Raw genomic sequence first — 19,466 nt, 5'->3', positions numbered from 1 at the left:
GGGTACGCCACCGGCGCGTTGCTTGGCGGGGTCGCGCCGGTGGCGTACCCGCCCTACGCAACCCGCCCGGCTCAACTGCTTACCTTGCCGGTGCGGTCGTTGATCACGAACAGCTTGCCGTTGGCGTCGCGCACGAGGATTTCCGCGCCCGGCTGGCCATCCATGTCGGCCACCGAATCGATGCTGTAGTTGACGTCGCCGATGCGGTAGTCGCTGCTGGCACCGCTGGCGTGGTGGATGACCCGCACCTTGCCCTGCATCACCACGATCAGCTCGTTGCCCGGCTTGCCGTCGGTGTCCGCGGTGCCGCCATAGAGTGCCCAGGCGCTGGCGCCGATGCTGTATTCCTTGCGGGAACTGGCGTTGCTGATCACGTAGATGCCGGTGCTGGTGCGGCCGATGATCTCCGCGCCGGGCTGGCCGTCGAGGTCGGCGATCTGTGCGAGCGCGTGGTAGCCGCTGAAGGTGAAGTCCTTGGCGCCACTGGTGCGCGGGTCGATGACCTTGACGCCGTTGCCCATGTTCAGCACCAGTTCCTTGCCCGGCGCGCCGTCCACGTCGGCGACGTCGAACAGGCCCCAGGTGCCGTTGTAGCTGAAGGTGGCGTCGCGTTGCGTACGGGTGCGATCGAATACGGTGCGCACGCCGTTGCCGATGCTGAGGATGACTTCGTCGCCGGCGACGTTGTCGACGTCGGTGGCACGCATGATCGCCCAGGAGACGTTGCCTACCGGGTACTTGCGCTGGGTGGTGCTGGCGTGGGAGACGATCACCAGGTCGGGACCGGCCTTGACCAGGATTTCCGCGCCGGGCTGGCCGTCGGTATCGGTGGCGCCGAAGACCGACCAGACCACGTTGCCGAAGCTGTAGTTGCGGGTGCTGCCGCCTTCCACCACCTGCAGGTTGGCGCCGTCGCGGTAGACCGCGGCGAGCTGGCCGTTGCCCCGCAGGTCCCAGGTTCCTACCAGAACGCCGGCCGCCTGGGCTGCGCTGGCGCAGAGGGAGAACAGTGCCGTGCCGAGCAGGCAGGCGCGCTTGATCGCTGGTTTCATAAAGTCCCTTTCATATCGCTGTCGAGGCCGGCCGGATGCCGGCCGCAGCAGCATAGGACAGCGCTTGCCGCGCTCAAGGGAAACGCGAGGGATTTGTCGAGCGCTTGGCATTTGTTCGTGAAACTGGTTGCCCGCCCAGCAGGCGGGCGCGGGTGTCGCTCGGCGGCTCGCCGGTCCAGCGCTTGAAGGCGCGGGTGAAGTTGGTTGGATCGCTGTAGCCCAGGTACAGGGCGATACGCTGCAACGACACCTCGGGACGCCGCAGCAATCGCAAGGCCTGGCGCTGGCGAGCCTGGCCGAGCAACTGGCGAAAGCTGGTGCCGGCGTCATGCAGATGCCGCTTGAGGCTGCGGCTGGACAGGTGCAGGCGCGTGGCTACTTCCTCCAGGTTGGGGAAACGCTGTTCCTGGCGTTCCAGCTCCAGCCGCACGCGGGCGCAGATGTCCCGGCGGCCGGCATCGAGCAGCGCCAGTTCGCGTTCGCAGTGTTCGCGGGCGCGGCGCAATGCAGCCGGATCGGCCATCGGTAGCGAGCGGGCGAGCAGGATGGCGGGGAACACCAGCTGGACGTGGGCCTGGTCGTAGCGGCACTGCGGCAGCGGCACAGGCACGGCAGGTTCGGGATAGTCGAAGTCGAGCCTGCCGGCCAGGGCCGGTTCGCCGAGCAGCCAGGCGCCGGAGCGATACAGGCCGATCAGCAGGGCTTCGCTGAAGTACCGGTGCAGCGCCGGCGGGAGCGCAGGGCCTGGCAGCAGGCGCAGGATCACCTGCTCGTCCTCGCGCAGCAGGCTGATTTCGACGTTGCCCTGCAGCAGCGGCATGTAGCGCAGCGCCAGGCACAAGGCATCGCCGAGCGTCGCCGAGGCCATCATCGCGTAGCCCAGGCTGCCATGGGCGGTGGGAGGCGTGCGCAAGGCGAGCTGTGCGCCCAGGCCGGGGTCGCCGCTCAGCGCGAGCGCCGTGGCGGCGATCGCCTGGTACTGCTGCGATGTTACGCGTGCTTCCGGCTCTTCCAGTCGCAGCGTCGACAGACCGATTTCCCGCAGCAGCGCGCGTCCGTCCAGGCCGCGTTCCTCCAGCAGGCCGAGCAGCAGGCGCGGATAGGCGGCGGTGATGGTCGGTGCGTCGGAGTCCGTGCGGCGGCTCATGCTGGCGTGTCCTGGCCCGAAATGATCGGCAGTCTGGCGCGAGCGCGTCTGCCGCTGCATTGGCTGGCGCCGCGATACTGCCCGGCAACGCAGTCAAGCGGAGAACGAGCGATGCATCCCTGGGTACGACGCAACATTCCGCAACTGGCCGGGCGCCTGGCGCTGGTCACCGGCGCCAACAGCGGCCTGGGTTGGCAGGCGGCGCGCACGCTGGCCGGCAAAGGGGCGACCGTGGTGATGGCCTGCCGCAATCGCGAACAGGCGGAGCGGGCGCGGCGGGCGATCCTCGACGAGTATCCCCAGGCACGCCTGGAGCTGGCCGATCTCGACCTGGCCGACCTCGCCTCGATCCGCGCCTGCGCCGCCGGTTTCCGCCAGCGCCACGAACGCCTCGATCTCTTGTTCAACAACGCCGGAGTGATGTTCCTGCCCCTGCGGCGTACCCGCGACGGTTTCGAGATGCAGATGGGCACCAATCACCTTGGCCACTTCGCGCTTACGGGACTGCTGCTGGACTCGTTGCTGGCCGCTCCACGGCCCAGGGTGGTGGGCATGACCAGCGGTTTCAACCAGTTCGGCCGGCTGCCGCTCGACGACCTCAACGCCGAGCGCGGCTACAACCGCTATCTCGCCTATTGCCACAGCAAGCAGGCCAATCTGCTGTTCAGCCTGGAGTTGCAGCGCCGCGCCGGCCAGCGGGGCGTGCTTCTGCAGAGCCTGGCGGCGCATCCGGGCTACGCGGCGACCAACCTGCAGTACGCGGCGCCGGCGATGTCTGGTTCGCGCCTGGGACGCTGGGCGATGAAGGTGGCCAACGGAGCGTTCGCGCAATCGGCGGAGATGGGGGCGCTGCCGGCACTTTCCGCGCTGACCGAACAGCGCTGGTATGGCGGCGCCTATGTCGGCCCAGATCGCTGGCTGGAAACCCGCGGTTATCCGGCGGCGGCGCGGATTCCGCGGAATGCGCGCGACCTGGGGCTGGCCGCGCGGCTGTGGGCGCTATCGGAAGAACTGACCGGAGTACGCTTCTGGTCGTAGTGAAGGCGCCGGGAGACCGGCGCCTCGAACTCAGTGGGCGGCCTGCGCCAGAGTGTTGCCAGGCAGGGCCGGCAGGCGCGCCAGGTGCAGCGAGACCAATACCGCGACCACCAGCAGCGAGCCGATGAACAGTCCGATGCCGTTCCAGCCGTAGTAATGCCAGAACACCCCGCCGAGGGTGCCGGCCAGGCTCGAGCCGACGTAGTAGCTGAACAGGTAGAGCGACGAGGCCTGGCCCTTGGCGCGCAGGGCGCGGCGCCCGATCCAGCTGCTCGCCACCGAGTGCGCGCCGAAGAAGCCGAAGGTGAACAGCAACAGGCCGGCGAGCATCAGCGGGATCGGCTCGAACAGGGTCAGCAGCAGGCCGCCGAGCATCAGCAGGATGACCGCCCAGAGCACCTTGCGTCGCCCCAGCTTGTCGGCCAGCGAACCGACCCAGGCCGAGCTGTAGATGCCCGAGAGGTAAACCACCGAGAGCACGCCGACCACCGCCTGGCTCATGTGGTAGGGCTCGGCCAGCAGGCGGTAGCCGATGTAGTTGAACAGGGTGACGAAGCTGCCCATCAGCAGGAAGCCGATCAGGAACAGCCAGGGCAGTCCGGCGTCGCGGAAGTGCAAGCGGTAGCCGTTGAGCAGGGTCGCCGGCTTCAGCGGTGCCGGCCGGAAGTGTTTCGACTCGGGCAGCACGCGCCAGAACACCAGCGCGGCGACCAGGGCCAGGCCGCCGAGGACCGCCAGTGCGGCATGCCAGGAGATGAAATCGACCAGGACGCCGCTGATCAGGCGTCCGCTCATCCCGCCGATGGCGTTGCCGCCGATGTACAGGCCCATCGACAAGCCGATGTGCTGCGGATGGATCTCTTCGCTGAGATAGGTCATCGCCACCGCGGCCAGGCCGCTCAAGGACAGCCCGACCAGCGCGCGCATCAGCAGCACGCCATGCCAGGTGGGCATCACCGCGCTGCCGAGGGTGAACAGCGCGGCGGCCAGCAGCGAGACGACCATCACCGGCTTGCGGCCGATCGCGTCGGAGATCGGGCCGGTGACCAGCAGGCCAAGGGCGAGCATGGCGGTGGCGACGGACAATGCCAGGCTGCTTTCCGCGGCGCTGATGGAAAACGCCTTGGACAGCACCGGCATCATCGGCTGGATGCAGTAGAGCAGGGCAAAGGTGGCGAAACCGCCGGAGAACAGCGCCAGGGAGGTGCGCATGAACTGCGGGGTGCCTTTTTCGATATAGCGTTCGACTTCGGTGGCGGCTTCCAGCACCTCGTTGGCTGCTTCGCGGGCCGCCTCGATTAACGCGGGTTCTTCTTCGGCCTGTGGCCGGACTTGCGGATTGCTCACGGGGCACCTCTGGGGACGGTGGCGAGCAGGCACAACGAGGCCGCGCCACCTGGATTTCAGGGACAAGGGGTCGTTGTTGGAGGTTATGTGGCAAAGGATATAGATAGGTTTATATGATTTCCAATATATTGATCGACACGATTGATATGTAAAAAGACCTAATTGGAGGGGCCGTGTGGAACTCAGGCACCTGCGCTATTTCATCGCCGTCGCCGAGGAGCTGCACTTCGGCCGCGCCGCCGAGCGCCTGGGGATCTCCCAGCCGCCGTTGAGCCAGCAGATCCAGGCGCTGGAGGAGGAAATCGGTGCGCGCCTGTTCGAGCGCACCAACCGCCGCGTCGAACTCACCGACGCCGGCCGGCTGTTCCTCGACGAGTCCCGCCAGGTGCTGGCCCAGGTAGACAAGGCGGTGCTGCTGGCGCGTCGCGCCCACCTGGGGGAACTGGGCGAGCTGAAGATCGGTTTCACTTCCTCGGCACCCTTCACCTCGACCATACCCAGCAGCATCCATGCCTTCCGCAAGGCCTATCCGGACGTACACCTCGACCTGCAGGAAATGAGCAGCCGCCAGGTACTCAAGGCGCTGCTCGAGGAAAGCCTGCAGGTGGGCGTGATCCGCCCGCTGGCGCTGCCGGATGCGGTGCATTGGGTGGAGTTGTTCCGCGAACCGCTGGTGGCGGTGCTGCGGGCCGACCATCCGCTGGCGGCCGGCAGCGAGGATGGCCTGGCCATCGCCGCCCTGGCCGAGGAGCCCTTCGTGTTCTTCCCGCGCAGCTACGGCACCGGGCTCTACGACCAGGTCATCGCCCTGACCCGACAGGCCGGCTTCAGCCCGCGCATCGCCCAGGAGGCCAGCGAGGCGATGACCATCATCGGCCTGGTCTCGGCCGGACTGGGGGTGTCGATCCTGCCGGCGTCGTTCCGCCGCACCCGGGTCGACGGCGTGGTCTACCGCACCCTGAGCGATCCCGAGGCGACGACTGCGGTATGGCTGGTCCGCCGGCAGAACGAGGGCTCGCCGCTGGCGCTGTCCTTCATCGACCTGGTGACCCGCGAGGCGGCCAGCCTGCGCCGGCGCTGAACCGCTCTATGTCAGGACCGAGACGGCGCTCGCGCTTGCCCGCGGCTTTGCCTATCATCCGGGATCAGGCTCGGCTCACGGAGATTTCCCATGCGGCGCGTGGTGTTCAATCAGAAAGGCGGGGTAGGCAAGTCCAGCATCGCCTGCAACCTGGCGGCGGTCAGCGCGGCGGAGGGCTATCGCACCCTGCTGGTGGACCTGGACGCCCAGGCCAACTCCACGCACTACCTGACCGGACTGACCGGCGAGGACCTGCCGGTGGGGATCGCCGACTTCTTCAAGCAGACCTTGTCTTCCGGGCCCTTCAGCAAGAAGGGCAGGGTCGAGATCTACGAGACGCCGTTCGACAACCTGCACATCGTCACCTCCAGCCCCGAACTGGCCGACCTGCAGCCGAAGCTGGAGTCGAAGCACAAGATCAACAAGCTGCGCAAATTGCTGGACGAACTGGACGAAGACTACGACCGGATCTACCTGGATACCCCGCCGGCACTGAATTTCTACACGGTATCTGCGCTGATCGCTGCCGATCGCTGCCTGATTCCCTTCGATTGCGACAGCTTCTCCCGCCAGGCGCTGTATGGCCTTCTCCAGGAGATCGAGGAACTGCGCGACGACCACAACGAAGACCTGCAGGTCGAGGGCATCGTGGTCAACCAGTTCCAGCCGCGCGCCAGCCTGCCGCAGCAACTGCTCGACGAGCTGGTGGCGGAGGAACTGCCGGTGCTGCCGGTGTACCTGATGAGTTCGGTGAAGATGCGCGAGTCGCACCAGGCTTGCACTCCGCTGATCTTCCTCGAACCGCGGCACAAGCTGACCCAGCAGTTCGTCGAGTTGCACGGGCTGCTCGAAAGCTGAGCAGCCTCTGCGGCAGCGCTTCTACGAGGTAACCAGGACGTCGCAGCTCGGCTGGCGCAGGTAACGCTGCGCCAGGTTGCCGAGCAGCGCCTGCATCAGCGCGTTTCGGCTGTGCCGGCCGAGGGCGAGCAGCTCCGGCTGGCGCTGCTTCAACGCGGCGTCCAGGCTGTACGGCAGCACGCCGGGAACCACTTCGTGGCTCAGCTGCGGCCCGACGCCCGGCAGGCGCTCCTGCTCGTCGCTCAGCAATTGTTCGATCAGCCCGGCCTGGGTGGCCAGGTGCGCGGCATTCTGCCGGGGCAGGCCGAGCACGCCGTCGTCGGGGGACTCGAACACGTGCAGGGCGTGCAGGTCGGCTTCCACCGGCAGCAGGCGGTAGGCCTGGCGCAGCGCGGTACAGGCGCACTGGGAAAAGTCCAGGGCGCTGAGCGCCTGGCGGTAGGGTTCGTCCGCCTCGCGCACGGCGAGCAGCACCGGCACCCGGCTGCGCCGCACCACTTGGTCGAGGGTGGTGTTGCCGAAGCGTTCGAAGGTCTTCTGGTGGTGTGCGCCCATCAGCAGCAGGTCCGGTTCGAGCGCCCGGGTCTGCTGCAGGATGCCGTCGATCGGCTGGCCCCTGAACAGGTGGATGGCGCTGTCCTCGTCGAGGCCGGCCTCCTTGCGCTTGAGTTGCAGCATGGCGCTGACGGTCTTCACCGCCGACGCCGATAGCCCCGGGTCGTACACGTGCAGCAGACTGACCCGCGCATCGTGCTGGCGGGCCAACTGGGCGGCGCGGGCGAGGGCGACGTCGGCTTCCGGGGTGAGGTCGTGGGCGACCAGGAGGTGGCGGATCATGGCGGACTCCGTGGGATGGCTACGCTGGCTTCCCCACTGTCGCGCCGCAGCTCGCTACGGACCTTGATCCACGGCAGAAAAAACCTTCGCCGGGCCCTGCGAAATCTGCCAGTCAGGGTCGCGCGTGGCTGCGTAGCTGGTACAGCGCGGCGCTTTCCGCCACTACCTCGTCCTGCTCGTCGGTGAGTTGCAGTTCGAGGCTGTATTCGGCCTTGCCGCGCTCCCCGGCCTCGGTTTCCAGTTGGCGGATGCGCTCGGCATCCAGGCGTGCCTCGACGCGTATGTCGCCCTTGGCAGGACGGCGGAAGCGCAAGGTCATCTCCTTGACGATGGGATAGAAGCGGGCGCTGTCGAAGCTGGTCAGGAACAGCGCGCCACCGGGAAGTTCGGCGAGGGTGAAGAGCGCCCCGGCGTACATGCTGCCGATGTGGTTCTCGTTGCCGGCGCCCGGCATGCGCAGGCGCACGTAGCCGGGTTCGAGGACTTCCGCCCTGAGTCCGCTGCGCTGGACGAAGGCGATCTTTTCTTCGGTCAGGTGCCTGGCGAGTTCGGTGGGCAGTGGCATGGCGCTCTCCATGTCGGGGATCCCAGCCAGACTAGCCGGCCGGCCAGGCCGGGCAAGGACCGAAACGCTCGCCCGGACTGACCGATCCGCTCAGCGTGCGGCGGCGGCCAGGGCCTGGTCGAGGTCGGCGAGGATGTCGTCGATGTGCTCGATGCCGATCGACAGCCGCACCATGTCGTCGGAGACTCCGGCGCGGGCCAGTTCCTCCGCGTTCAACTGGCGGTGGGTGGTGCTCGCCGGGTGGCAGGCCAGGGACTTGGCGTCGCCGATGTTGACCAGCCGCACCACCAGCTTCAAGGCGTCGATGAAGCGCGCGCCGGCGGCGCTGCCGCCCTGGATGCCGAAGGACAGGATCGCCGCCGGGCGGCCCCCCAGGTAGCGCCGGGCCAGGGCGTGCTCGGGGTTGTCGGCGAGGCCGGCGTATTTCACCCAGGCCACCTGCGGATGCTGCTGCAGGTAGCGGGCCACGGCGAGGGCGTTGTCGCAGTGGCGCTCCATGCGCAGCGCCAGGGTCTCCAGGCCTTGGAGGATGAGGAAGGCGTTGAACGGCGAGAGCGCCGCGCCCATGTTGCGCAGCGGTACCACCCGGCAGCGGCCGATGAAGGCGGCGGGTCCGAAGGCCTCGGTGTAGGTGACGCCGTGGTAGGACGGATCGGGCGTGTTCAGCAGCGGGAAGCGCGACTTGTTCGCCGCCCAGTCGAATCTGCCGGAGTCGACCACGATCCCGCCGATGCTGGTGCCGTGGCCGCCCATGTACTTGGTCAGCGAGTGCACGACGATGTCGGCGCCGTGCTCGAACGGCCGGCAGAGCACCGGGGTGGCTACCGTGTTGTCGACGATCAGCGGCACGCCGTGGCGGTGAGCGGCGTCGGCTAGTGCCTGCAGGTCGATGATGTTGCCCGCCGGGTTGCCGATGGTTTCGCAGAACACGGCCTTGGTCCGCTCGTCGATCAGCGCTTCCAGGGCGGCGATGTCGTCGTGGGCGGCGAAGCGCGCCTGGATGCCGATGCGTGGGAGTGTGTGGGCCAGCAGGTTGTAGGTGCCGCCGTAGAGCTTGGCCACCGAGACGATGTTGTCGCCGGCCTCGGCGACGGTCTGGATCGCGTAGGTGATGGCCGCCATCCCCGAGGCCACCGCCAGCGCCCCGACCCCGCCTTCCAGCGCCGCGACGCGCTGTTCCAGTACGTCGTTGGTGGGGTTCATGATCCGTGTGTAGATGTTGCCCGGTACCTTCAGGTCGAACAGGTCGGCGCCATGCTGGGTGTCGTCGAAGGCGTAGGAGGTGGTCTGGTAGATCGGCACCGCCACCGCGCGGGTGGTCGGGTCAGGGCTGTAGCCGGCGTGGACGGCCAGGGTTTCCAGTTTCATGCAGCGTTCCTTCGGGCAGATTGGAAGGACGCAGCATGGGAAAGCGCGCCGGGCGGGTCAATGCGCCCGGGCAAGGAAAAGCGTGCCTGGTTAGACTGTTGTGTTCGCCGCTTATGCCTGTCAGCGCAGGCCGATGTAGATGTTGTAGGCGCTGATCAGGGTGATCAGGGTGCCGACGATGACCAGCAGGGTGCGCGGCGAAAGCTTCTTGCACAGCAGGGCGGCGAACGGTGCGGCGAACAGGCCGCCGAAGACCAGCCCGGCGACCATCTTCCAGGTGTCCGGCTGGCCGGCGAGGAGGATGAAGGAGGTGGCGCTGGCGATGGTCAGGAAGAACTCGGCGAAGTTCACCGAGCCGATGGTGGTGCGCGGGTCGCTACCCGAGCCGATCAGGCTGCTGGTGACCACCGGGCCCCAGCCGCCGCCGCCGGCAGCATCGACGAAGCCGCCGAAGAGTGCCAGCTTGGCCACGTGGCGCGGTGCCCGGCGCTTGATCACGTGGCGGTAGGCCTTGCTCAGGATGTACAGGCCCATCAGCAGCAGGTAGGCGGAGATGAAGGGCTTGAGCTGGTGGCCGTCGAAGCGGGTTATCAGCACGGCGCCGAGCACCGCGCCGATCATTCCCGGCAGCAGCAGGCGGAGGAAGAGTGACTTGTTGACGTTGCCGAGCTTGACGTGGGAAATCCCGGAAAAGCCGGTGGTGAACACTTCGGCGATGTGCACGCTGGCGCTGGCAGCGGCCGGCGTGGCACCGGCGCTGAGCAGGAAGGTAGTCGCGGTGATGCCATAGGCCATGCCCAGCGCACCGTCGATCACCTGGGCGAAGAAGCCCACCGCCACCGCGCTCCAGAAACCCCGGCTGGTCAGGGCCTGCTCGATGATCTCGAAGCCGTTGCTGCCGCCGTTGTCGAAGAACAGGCGCCAGGCCAGGAAGGCGAGCAGGCCGACCAGGATCAGCACCGCCGCCCACATGGCGGCGCGCAGTACCGGGTGGTCGTCCGGATGGGTGACGAAATCTTCGACAGGAGGCAGACCTAGCGCCTGGTGTTCGGTGTTGATCGAACTCTGGCTGAGATCGAGGTCGCGTATCTTCATGCGGCAAGGCGCCTGACAGGAGGTGGTAGAACAGGCTGGAATAAGTGTGGCGGCGAAGATAATCGGCTTTTCTTAGTGCGTCTAAGAAGTTTTCCGAAGGTATTTATTCCATTGCGGCATTATCGGCCGCCGTTCTGTCAGGGCATCCCGTCAGGAGGAGCAACTGATTTCCAGGTGCCGCCCCCAGTCCGGCGGGCGCCGAGTGAAGCGCTCCATGCCCGGCTGTTCCTCGAACGGGCGACTCAGCACCTGGTGCAGCAAGCGGACTTCCGTGTAGTCGCCCTGCTCGGCCGCTTCGATAGCCTGCTGTGCCAGGTAGTTGCGTAGCACATAGAGCGGATTGACCGCGTGCATGCGCCGGCGCCGCGACTCCTGGTCTCCGCCTTCTTCCTCGACGCGCCGGCGGTAGGCCTCGGCCCAGCGGTCGAAGGCCTCGCGGTCGACGAAGTCGTCGCGCAGGCTGGCCAGCGCCCGCTCCGGAGTTTCTTCGCCGAGTTGGCGGAAGAACAGCGAGTAATCCACCGCGCTGCCCTGCATGCGCTGCAACAGTTCCTGGACCAGGGCCTGGTCGTTCTCCGCGGCGACGCCCAGGCCCAGGCGCCGGCGCATCAGATCGAGGTAGTGGGCCTGGTAGAGGGGCAGGAACAGGTCGAGGCTGGCGCGCAGTTCGTCCACTTCCACCAGTGGTGTCAGCGCCTGGGCCAGGGCGGCCAGGTTCCAATGGGCGATCGGTACCTGGTTGCTGAAGGAGTAGCGGCCGGCGTCGTCGGAGTGATTGCAGATGTGATTGGCGTCGAAATCGTCGAGGAAGGCGTAGGGCCCGTAGTCAAAGGTAATACCGAGGATCGACATGTTGTCGGTGTTCATCACCCCGTGGCAGAAGCCATAGGCCTGCCAGCGGGCGATGAGTTCGGCGTTGCGCTCGACGACCTGGCGGAACATCGCCGCGTACGGCCGCTCGGCTGCGTTGCAGTCGGCGAAGTGGTGTTCCTGGACGAACGCCGCCAACTGTTTCAACTGGTCGTGCTGGCGGGTGTAGTAGAAGTATTCGAAGTGACCGAAGCGCACGTGACTGGGCGCCAGGCGCAGCAGCATCGCCGCGCTTTCCTTCTTCTCGCGCCAGACCGGCGTGCTCGAACCGATCACGCAGAGCGCCCGGCTGCTGGGAATGCCCAGTGCCGGAAGGGCTTCGGAGGCGAGGAACTCGCGGATCGACGAGCGCAGCACGGCGCGGCCGTCGCCCATCCGCGAGTAGGGGGTCTGGCCGGCGCCCTTGAGGTGCAGGTCCCAGTGCTCGCCGGCCTGGTTGATCACCTCGCCGAGCAGCAGGCCGCGGCCGTCGCCCAGGCGCGGGTTATAGGAGCCGAACTGGTGGCCGGAATACACCATCGCCCGCGGCTCGGCCTCCGACCACAGCTTGTGCCCGCCGAACAGCTCGGCGAACAGCGCTTCGTCACTGGTTTCCGCTGGCAGGTCGAGCAGCGCCAGGGTGGCGGGGCTGGCTACCACCAGGCGCGGCTCGGCGATGGGGTCGGGCAGGACTTCGGTGGAGAAGGCGTCGCCCAGGCGGGCGAAGCGGTTGTCGAAGTCGAGGTCGTCGAGTGATTTCAAGAGAGGCCTCCGGCAATTCCCGAGCATTGTGCTGGGAATTGCCGGAGGGCGTCCAGGCCCGAAGGTTCAGCGGGTCGGTTCGGCGGGACCGTCCTGGCCCTTGAGCGCGGGCGGATTGCCGACGCCGCTGTGCTGCGGCTCGCCGACGAACAGCTGGACCTGCTGGCCCTGGAGGTTCTTGACGAACACATCGACCTGGTTGAAAGCCATGTCGATCTTGTGTTCGCGGAAGCTGGTGGCGATCTTCGTCAGGATCTCGTCGGTGGAGGGGTTGCGGTCGCCCAGTTCGCGGACGTGGAAGCGCAGCTCGTAGTCGAAGGTGCTGGCGCTGATGGTCAGGAAGTACAGCAGCGGCTCCGGGTCGCGCAGTACCCGCGGGTTTTCCTTGACCGCCTGCATCATCAGCTTGCGCGCCAGCGGCAGGTCGGTCTCGTAGGCCAGGCCGATCTTGATGGTGACCCGGGTCACGGTATCGCTCAGCGACCAGTTCACCAGTTGCCCGGTGATGAAGGTCTGGTTCGGGACGATGATCTCCTTGCGGTCGAAATCGGTGATGGTGGTGGCACGGATGCGGATCCGACTGACCGTGCCGGACAGGTTGCCGATGGTCACCACGTCGCCTATTCGCACCGGACGCTCGAAAAGGATGATCAGGCCGGAGACGAAGTTGGAGAAGATCGCCTGCAGGCCGAAGCCGAGCCCTACCGAGAGCGCCGCCACCAGCCATTGCAGCTTGTCCCAGCTGACCCCGAGAGTGGACAGGGCGCTGACGATGCCGATGCCGCTGATGGCATAGGAAAGCAGGGTGGTGGTGGCGTAGGCGCTGCCCTGGGCCAGGGTCAGGCGCTGTAGCACCAATACCTCCAGCAGGCCGGGCAGGTTGCGCGCCAGGGCCACGGTGACCACCGCGATGGCCAGCGCCGCGAGGAAGTCGCGCAGGCTGATCGGCACGCTGGTGGCCGCTTCGCCGGTGCCGGCGGTGTACTGGTACAGGGTGACGTTGTCGAGGTAGGAGATCACGCTGATCAGGTCGGCCCAGACCCAGTACAGGCAGACGATGAAGCCGATCAGCAGGGCCAGGCGGATCAGCCGCAGCGATTGCTGGTTGATCTGCTCGATGCCGAGGGTCGGCTCCTCGACGTTGGTCTCGCCGTCGACGCCTTCCTTCGCCGCGTTCTGCCGTTTCGCCAGGGCCCGGGCGTAGGCCAGGCGCCGGGCCGCCACACCCAGGCCGCGGACGAAGGCGGCCTCGATGACGAACCAGAGCAGCAGCAGGTAAAGGGTATCGATGAGACGGTCGGTGAGCTTCAGCGAGGTGTAGTAGTAGCCGAAGCAGACCGCGACGAAGAGCACCAGCGGCAGCGCGGTGAAGAGGAGGCCGACGATCATCTTGATCAGCGACGGACGCTCGTCGCCGGGGCTGCTGAACAGCAGGCGGCTGAGCAGCCAGGCCATGGCCGCGTAGCCGAGCAGGACCACGGCGATGCCGATCACGTCGTCGGCCAGACTCGCCGGCTGGTGCTCGGCCACCGTCACCACGCCGACCAGCGCCAGGACCACAACGCCGAGGCGGACCAGGTGCCTGTCGAGGAAGCCGACCTGTTCGCGGCTCCAGTGGAAATGCCGCTCGGCGATGCCGCCCGGGGTGAGGATGCGATGGGCGGTGTAGAACAGCAGCCAGACCTGGGCCATTTCCAGCAGGGCGCTGCCGAGGGTGGCGTTCTGGCCGCGGGCGTCCAGCAGCAGGGCCAGGCCGGCGACGGCGAAGGTCAGGGTGCCGGGCAGGGCGAGGAGGATGGTGATCAGGATCGCCAGCGGGGTATGCAGCTGGCTGTCGCGCTTGAAGTGGCCGATGTCGTCGTTCAGCTCCGCCAGCTTGTCGTACAGGTAGCGGCGTTTCCACAGCAGAGCGGCGATCAGCAGGAACAGCGGCAGGAACAGCAGCGGCCGATCGACCAGGCCTTCGCCCAGTTCACGCACCCCGGAGCCCCAGGGGATCTCGGTGAGCTGGTTCTTCAGCAGGGTCGGGGTCATCTTGAACCAGGACAGGTCGAGCGGCTGGTTGCTGGGAATCCAGAACATCTGCTCGTCGAGGGTGGTGCGCAGGCTCTCGCTGGTGGAAAGCAGCTGCTTCTGGTTCAACTGCAAGGTGATCGCTTCGTTGAGCAGCGCGTTGAGTTCGTGGTTGAGCCGTTCGAGCAGCTCGGAACGGGTTGCCAGCAGGGTGTCGAGATCCTTGCGCAGTTCCGGCGTGACCTGCTCGCTGGGCTGCTGGGCGAGCAGGTCGTCCAGGTATTGCTGCGGGGTCGCCAGCTTGTCGCGTTCCTGGTTCAGTTCGAACTGGCCGAGGCGCAGGTCGGCGATCTCGTCGGCCAGGCTCTGGTCGGTCTTGATCTTCGGCAGCGCCTGTTTCTGCTTGTAGAGGATGCGCGACAGCAGCAGGCTGCCGCGCAGGACGTTGATCTGTTCCTCGAGGGCCTGGTTGGACTGGGTCAGGTTGTCCAGTTGCTGCTTGGTTTCGAGGTTGCGCCGGGTGAGCACGTTGAGGCGGTCGGTGGCGCGCAGCAGGTAGTCGGAGAGACGCAGGTTCTTGGCGTTCTCCTGACTCAGCAGGCTGTCGGTGCCGGCCCCCTGGGCGCCTTCCTTGGACAGCTCGGCGACGGTCTTTTCCGACTGCTCGCGGCGCTTCTCGCTGATTAGCGCCTGCAGGTCGAGGGTTTCCTTTTCCAGGCGCGAGATCTTCTCGGTGAGCAGATCGTGCTGGCTCTTGCCGAGGTCCTGCAGCAGGTTGTTGCCGGCCAGTTCCTGGCGCAACAGCTGGCTCTGCACGGTCAGCGCGGCCTGCTCGGCGAGCAGCTCGCCGCGACGGTCGGCGTTGATCGCCTTGCCGCTTTCCTTGCCGGCCTTGAGCAGCGAGCCGATCTCCAGGATTCGTGCCTGCATGCTGCTGATGCCGGCCTGGGCTCGTTCCGGGCGGGTCTCGGCGGTGATCGACAGGCTGTTGGCCTCGCCCAGGGCCTTCTGCCACTCGGCCTGCTGGGTGGTGCGGTCGTTGAGCAGCATCTCCAGGCGGGCCACGCTCTCGCCGCTGTAGCGCTCGCTGACCGGGCGTTCGCGGGTCTTCTTCAGGCGCTCCAGTTCGCGCTGGTTATCCTCGATCTGCCGGGGCGCGTCGCTCAGGCGCTTTTTCAGGTCTTCCAGGCTCTGTAGCGCTTCGTCGCGCGCGGCGAGGAACTTGAGGGTCTGTTCGAGTCTGGCCTTGACGACCTTCTGGTCGGCTTCGGCGAGCTTGCGTTCGGCCAGCTTGTCGAGGCTTTGCTGGACGGCTTCGGCCGAGGGCGGCTCGGACTGGGCGAGGAGCGGCGGACTGGCAAGGCAGAGGCCGAGGAAAAGAGTAGCGATCAGGGAGCGGAGGGCAGGCATGGTCGAGAAGAGACTCGAAGAAGGGTGAATGCAGGTTAGTGGTGGCTCCGGGACGCCGCAAGGCGTCACGGAACGGGGATTCGACAGGAAATCAGAGGAAAAGTCCGGGCCCTGGGCGGCCTTCCGGAAACTTCACGCCGACCTTGCGGATACGGTTGCCTTCCAGGGCGGCCACGGTCCAGGTCAGGCCGTTCCACTCCACCTGGTCGCCGATCACCGCTTCGCCGCCGATCTCGTGGGCGATGAAGCGGCCCAGCGCTTGCTCGCCGTCGATGCCGTCGAGCTTCAGGCCGTAGAGCGAGGCCACCGCCGACAGTTGGGCATCGCCTTCCAGCACGAAGTCGCCGAAGAAGCGCGCGCCGAGGCCGCGGTCGGGCGCCTGGCTGAACAGCTTGCCGAGAGCCGGCAGGTCGTGTTCGTGGCCGATCACGCAGAGGATGTCGTCGGCCTCGAGGATGGTGCTGCCCGACGGGTGGAGCAGTTCGGTGCCGCGGAACAGCGCGGCGATCCGGGTCCCGCCGGGCATCTTCAGCTCGCGCAGGGCGGCGCCGATGCACCACTTTTCCTTGTTCAGGTGGTAGACGAACAGCTCCCACTCGCTGGTCGGGTGGATCTCCAGGCCGGCGCGGGATATCGGTGCCGGGTCCGGCGGCACCACCACCCGCAGCAGCCTGGCCGCCCAGGGCAGGCTGGTGCCCTGCACCAGCAGCGAGACTAGGACGATGAAGAAGGCCACGTTGAAGAACAGCTGGGCGTTCGGCAGGCCGGCCATCAGCGGGAACACCGCGAGGATGATCGGCACCGCGCCGCGCAGGCCGACCCAGGCGATGAAGGCTTTCTCGCGGTCGTGGAAGGCGCGGAACGGGATCAGTCCGATCAGCACCGACAGCGGCCGCGCCACCAGGATCATCCACAGCGCCAGGGCCAGCGCCGGCAGGGCGATCGGCCACAGGTCGTGGGGGGTGACCAGCAGGCCGAGGACCAGGAACATGCCGATCTGCGCCAGCCAGGCCATGCCGTCGAGCATGTGCAGGATGCCGTGGCGGCTGCGGATCGGCCGGTTGCCGAGGAGCAGGCCGCACAGGTAGATGGCCAGGATGCCGCTGCCGCCGACGGCGTTGGCCAGGGCGAACACCAGCAGGCCGCCGCTGATCACCAGCAGCGGGTAGAGGCCGCCGGCCAGGTGCATGCGGTTGATCAGTTGCAGCAGCAACCAGCCGCCGCCGAGACCGAGCAGGGCGCCGAGACCGAACTGCTGCACCAGGTGCAGGACGAAGCCCCAGCTGAGGCCGGTCTGGCCGCTGGCGAGCATCTCGATCAGGGTCACGGTGAGGAATACCGCCATCGGGTCGTTGCTGCCCGATTCGATCTCCAGGGTCGCGGTGACCCGCTCGTTGAGACCTTTGCCGCCGAGCAGGGAGAACACCGCGGCGGCGTCGGTGGAGCCGACGATGGCGCCGATCAGCAGGCCTTCCATCCAGTGCAGGTCGAACAGCCAGGCCGCCGCGATGCCGGTCAGGCCGGTGGTCACCAACACGCCCAGGGTGGCCAGCGACAATGCCGGCCAGAGCGCCACGCGGAAGCTGGAGACGCGGGTGCGCAGGCCGCCGTCGAGGAGGATCACGGCGAGCGCCAGGTTGCCCACCAGGTAGGCCACCGGATAGTTGTCGAAGACGATGCCGCCGACCCCATCGTTGCCGGCGATCATGCCGACGGCGAGGAAGATCACCAGGATCGGGATGCCCAGGCGGGAGGACAGCGAGCTGACGAGGATGCTCATGCCGACCAGCACCGCCCCGATCAGGAAGAAATTATTGACGGTGACGGCGTCCAAGGTCGGCCTCCTCGCGGCGGGACAGGGGGAAGGCGACGCTACGGGTCGGTTTTACGTAGGGGAATTACGTAGACAGGATGCAGGCCGCATGCCAAGTGATTCTAACCTGCGGATTTGGCGGACTGTAAAGGGGCGTCGGCGGTTTTTTTCGAAGGAATTCCGAGGCTTTCGCGTTGTCCGGGCGAGTGCGCGCGAACTCGCTGGCGTGGCCGCCAGGCAACGGCAACCCGGCGTTCATGCCCGGACATAAAAAAGCCCCGGACGTGACCGGGGCGGGAAAGGGCAGGCAGGATCAGAACCATTCTTCCTGCATGCTCGAACACACGTCGTCGCGGGCCTCCAGCAGCGCCAGTTCGTGGTGGCAGCCAGGCACTTCCCAGGTCAGGAAGTAGCGAGCGGCCTGCAACTTGCCGCGATAGAAGTCGGCGTCGGCGCAGTCGCCGCGAGCCAGCCCTTCCTCGGCGCGGATCGCCTGCTCCAGCCAGCGCCAGCCGATCACCGCATGGCCGAACACCTTCAGGTACAGCGCCGAGTTGGCCAGGCCCTGGTTGACCTGGCCCTGCATCAGGTCGCCGAGCAGTGCCAGGGTCACTTCGGACAGCCGCGCCACCAGCCGTTCCAGCGGCTGGCGCAGGGCGGCCAGGGATGGATGGGCTTCGGCGCGCCGGCAGGCGTCCTGGATCAGGCGGGTCAGCTGGCGCAGGCCGGCGCCGTTGTTCTGCCCGACCTTGCGTCCCAGCAGGTCGAGGGACTGGATGCCGTGGGTGCCTTCGTGGATCGGGTTCAGGCGATTGTCGCGGTAGTACTGTTCCACCGGGTATTCGCGGGTGTAGCCGTGGCCGCCGAGGATCTGGATCGCCAGCTCGTTGGCCTTCAGGCAGAACTCCGAGGGCCAGGACTTGACGATCGGGGTCAGCAGGTCGAGCAGTTCGTGGGCCTGGCGGCGCTGTTCGTCGTCCTCCAGGGTCTGGCTGTCGTCGAACAGGCGCGCGGCGTACAGGCCCAGGTCGAAGGCGCCTTCGACATAGGCCTTCTGGGTCAGCAGCATGCGCCGCACGTCGGCGTGGCGGATGATCGCCACCTGTGGCGCGCTCGGGTCCTTGCCGTCCGGCAGGCGGCCCTGCGGGCGTTCGCGGGCGTACTCCAGCGAATAGAGGTAACCGGCATAGCCAAGCATCACCGCGCCCATGCCGACGCCGATGCGCGCCTCGTTCATCATCTGGAACATGTAGGCCAGGCCGTGGTGCGGCTTGCCCACCAGGTAGCCGACGCAGGCGCCGTTGTCGCCGAAGTTCAGCGCGGTGGAGGTGGTGCCGCGATAACCCATCTTGTGGAACAGGCCGGCGAGGATCACGTCGTTGCGCGGCCCGAGGCTGCCGTCGGCGTTGACCAGGAACTTCGGCACGATGAACAGCGAGATGCCTTTCACCCCCGGCGGGGCATCCGGCAGCTTGGCCAGGACCATGTGTACGATGTTCTCGGAGAGCGGGTGGTCGCCGCCGGAGATGAAGATCTTGTTGCCCTTGATCCGATAGCTGCCGTCGGCGGCCGGTTCGGCACGGGTACGGATGTCGGAGAGGGAGGAGCCGGCGTGCGGTTCGGTGAGGGCCATGGTGCCGAAGAAGCGGCCCTCGATCATCGGTTGCAGGAAGCGCTGCTTCTGCTCCTCGCTGCCGAAGCTCTCGATCAGGTTGGCGGCGCCCATGGTCAGGAACGGATAGGCCGAGCTACCGACGTTGGCCGCCTGGAAGTGGGCGAAGCAGGCCTGCGACAGCAGGGTCGGCAACTGCATGCCGCCCTGCTCGAAGCTGCGGGTGGCGTTGAGGAAGCCGGCGTCGAGGAAGGCATCCACTGCCGGCTTCACTTCCGGAATCAGCGTGGCTGAGCCATTCTCATAGAGCGGCTCGTGTTCGTCGCCCTTGCGGTTGTGCGGGGCGAACAGCTTTTCCGCCAGGCTCCGCGCGGTGCCGAGGGCGGCATCGAAGGTTTCGCGGCTATGTTCGGCGAAGCGCGGGCGCTGGGTCAGGGCTTCGGCATCGAGGACTTCGTACAGCTCGAACGCCAGGTTGCGGGAACTGAGCAGGGTTTCGGACATGACGACCTCGGCGAAAGGGGATCGTGGGGCGGCGCGGCGAAGGCATCGACCGTCGCAGGCGGTGCCAGGGTGCCAGCGATTCTAGGCTGGTGAATGAAGGTCGCCAACCAACATC

The 19,466-nt window shown here is 67.0% G+C and carries 14 protein-coding genes; 3 read left to right on the top strand and 11 right to left on the bottom strand.

The genetic code is table 11. The features are described from left to right. Positions 1-71 precede the first annotated feature (71 nt). Both FFS27_RS01620 and FFS27_RS01615 read right to left on the bottom strand, forming a co-directional pair. Positions 72-1,052, bottom strand: a complete 981-nt coding sequence (locus FFS27_RS01620) for a hypothetical protein (RefSeq protein ID WP_003114568.1) — start codon at positions 1,050-1,052, stop codon at positions 72-74. A gap of 73 nt (positions 1,053-1,125) precedes the next feature. After that, positions 1,126-2,199 (bottom strand): AraC family transcriptional regulator, encoded by a 1,074-nt coding sequence (locus tag FFS27_RS01615; protein ID WP_021263522.1) that lies wholly within the window; start codon positions 2,197-2,199, stop codon positions 1,126-1,128. 111 nt (positions 2,200-2,310) lie between these two features. Between FFS27_RS01615 and FFS27_RS01610 the strand changes: the two genes are divergently transcribed. Next, on the top strand, positions 2,311-3,237 hold the full coding sequence (locus FFS27_RS01610) for an oxidoreductase (protein WP_137951917.1): 927 nt from the start codon (positions 2,311-2,313) through the stop codon (positions 3,235-3,237). 30 nt (positions 3,238-3,267) lie between these two features. On the opposite strand, the gene FFS27_RS01605 is transcribed toward FFS27_RS01610, so the two are convergent. After that, a complete protein-coding gene (locus tag FFS27_RS01605) occupies positions 3,268-4,584 on the bottom strand; it encodes an MFS transporter (protein ID WP_003103690.1) in 1,317 nt (438 codons plus the stop codon). A gap of 175 nt (positions 4,585-4,759) precedes the next feature. Between FFS27_RS01605 and FFS27_RS01600 the strand changes: the two genes are divergently transcribed. Together FFS27_RS01600 and FFS27_RS01595 are read left to right on the top strand one after the other, a co-directional pair. Continuing rightward, positions 4,760-5,665, top strand: coding sequence for a LysR family transcriptional regulator (locus tag FFS27_RS01600; RefSeq protein ID WP_003095817.1), 906 nt, complete (start codon positions 4,760-4,762; stop codon positions 5,663-5,665). A gap of 90 nt (positions 5,666-5,755) precedes the next feature. Next, the gene (locus tag FFS27_RS01595) at positions 5,756-6,523 is read left to right on the top strand and encodes a ParA family protein (RefSeq protein WP_003103688.1); all 768 of its coding nucleotides are present in this window, start codon (positions 5,756-5,758) and stop codon (positions 6,521-6,523) included. A gap of 21 nt (positions 6,524-6,544) precedes the next feature. Here the strand turns inward: FFS27_RS01595 and FFS27_RS01590 are convergent, their stop codons facing one another. The 8 genes from FFS27_RS01590 to FFS27_RS01550 all read right to left on the bottom strand — a co-directional run bounded on the left by FFS27_RS01590 (position 6,545) and on the right by FFS27_RS01550 (position 19,351). After that, the gene (locus tag FFS27_RS01590; RefSeq protein WP_003095811.1) at positions 6,545-7,360 is read right to left on the bottom strand and encodes a universal stress protein; all 816 of its coding nucleotides are present in this window, start codon (positions 7,358-7,360) and stop codon (positions 6,545-6,547) included. Positions 7,361-7,472: 112 nt separating this feature from the next. Further along, the gene (locus FFS27_RS01585) at positions 7,473-7,925 is read right to left on the bottom strand and encodes a YiiD C-terminal domain-containing protein (protein WP_021263523.1); all 453 of its coding nucleotides are present in this window, start codon (positions 7,923-7,925) and stop codon (positions 7,473-7,475) included. Positions 7,926-8,015: 90 nt separating this feature from the next. Next, the gene (locus FFS27_RS01580; RefSeq protein WP_021263524.1) at positions 8,016-9,293 is read right to left on the bottom strand and encodes a bifunctional O-acetylhomoserine aminocarboxypropyltransferase/cysteine synthase; all 1,278 of its coding nucleotides are present in this window, start codon (positions 9,291-9,293) and stop codon (positions 8,016-8,018) included. Positions 9,294-9,413: 120 nt separating this feature from the next. Beyond that, entirely contained in the window at positions 9,414-10,388 is a 975-nt protein-coding gene (locus FFS27_RS01575) for a sulfite exporter TauE/SafE family protein (RefSeq protein WP_003095804.1), read from the bottom strand. A 150-nt stretch (positions 10,389-10,538) separates the two neighbouring features. Beyond that, positions 10,539-11,999: a protein adenylyltransferase SelO gene (gene selO, locus FFS27_RS01570; protein WP_021263525.1), complete on the bottom strand. Its 1,461-nt coding sequence runs from the start codon at positions 11,997-11,999 to the stop codon at positions 10,539-10,541. 66 nt (positions 12,000-12,065) lie between these two features. After that, positions 12,066-15,422: a mechanosensitive channel MscK gene (gene mscK, locus FFS27_RS01565; protein WP_003095799.1), complete on the bottom strand. Its 3,357-nt coding sequence runs from the start codon at positions 15,420-15,422 to the stop codon at positions 12,066-12,068. Positions 15,423-15,513: 91 nt separating this feature from the next. Then, the gene (locus FFS27_RS01560) at positions 15,514-17,256 is read right to left on the bottom strand and encodes a potassium/proton antiporter (RefSeq protein ID WP_003095795.1); all 1,743 of its coding nucleotides are present in this window, start codon (positions 17,254-17,256) and stop codon (positions 15,514-15,516) included. A 292-nt stretch (positions 17,257-17,548) separates the two neighbouring features. Then, positions 17,549-19,351: an acyl-CoA dehydrogenase gene (locus tag FFS27_RS01550; RefSeq protein WP_003095792.1), complete on the bottom strand. Its 1,803-nt coding sequence runs from the start codon at positions 19,349-19,351 to the stop codon at positions 17,549-17,551. Between the last annotated feature and the right edge of the window lie 115 nt (positions 19,352-19,466).

The organism is Pseudomonas sp. 2VD, from assembly GCF_005503585.1.
In the GTDB taxonomy this organism is placed as follows: Bacteria; Pseudomonadota; Gammaproteobacteria; order Pseudomonadales; family Pseudomonadaceae; genus Pseudomonas; species Pseudomonas aeruginosa.
Note: the sequence above shows the minus strand (reverse complement) of the source record. Positions and strands in the feature narration are given on the sequence as shown.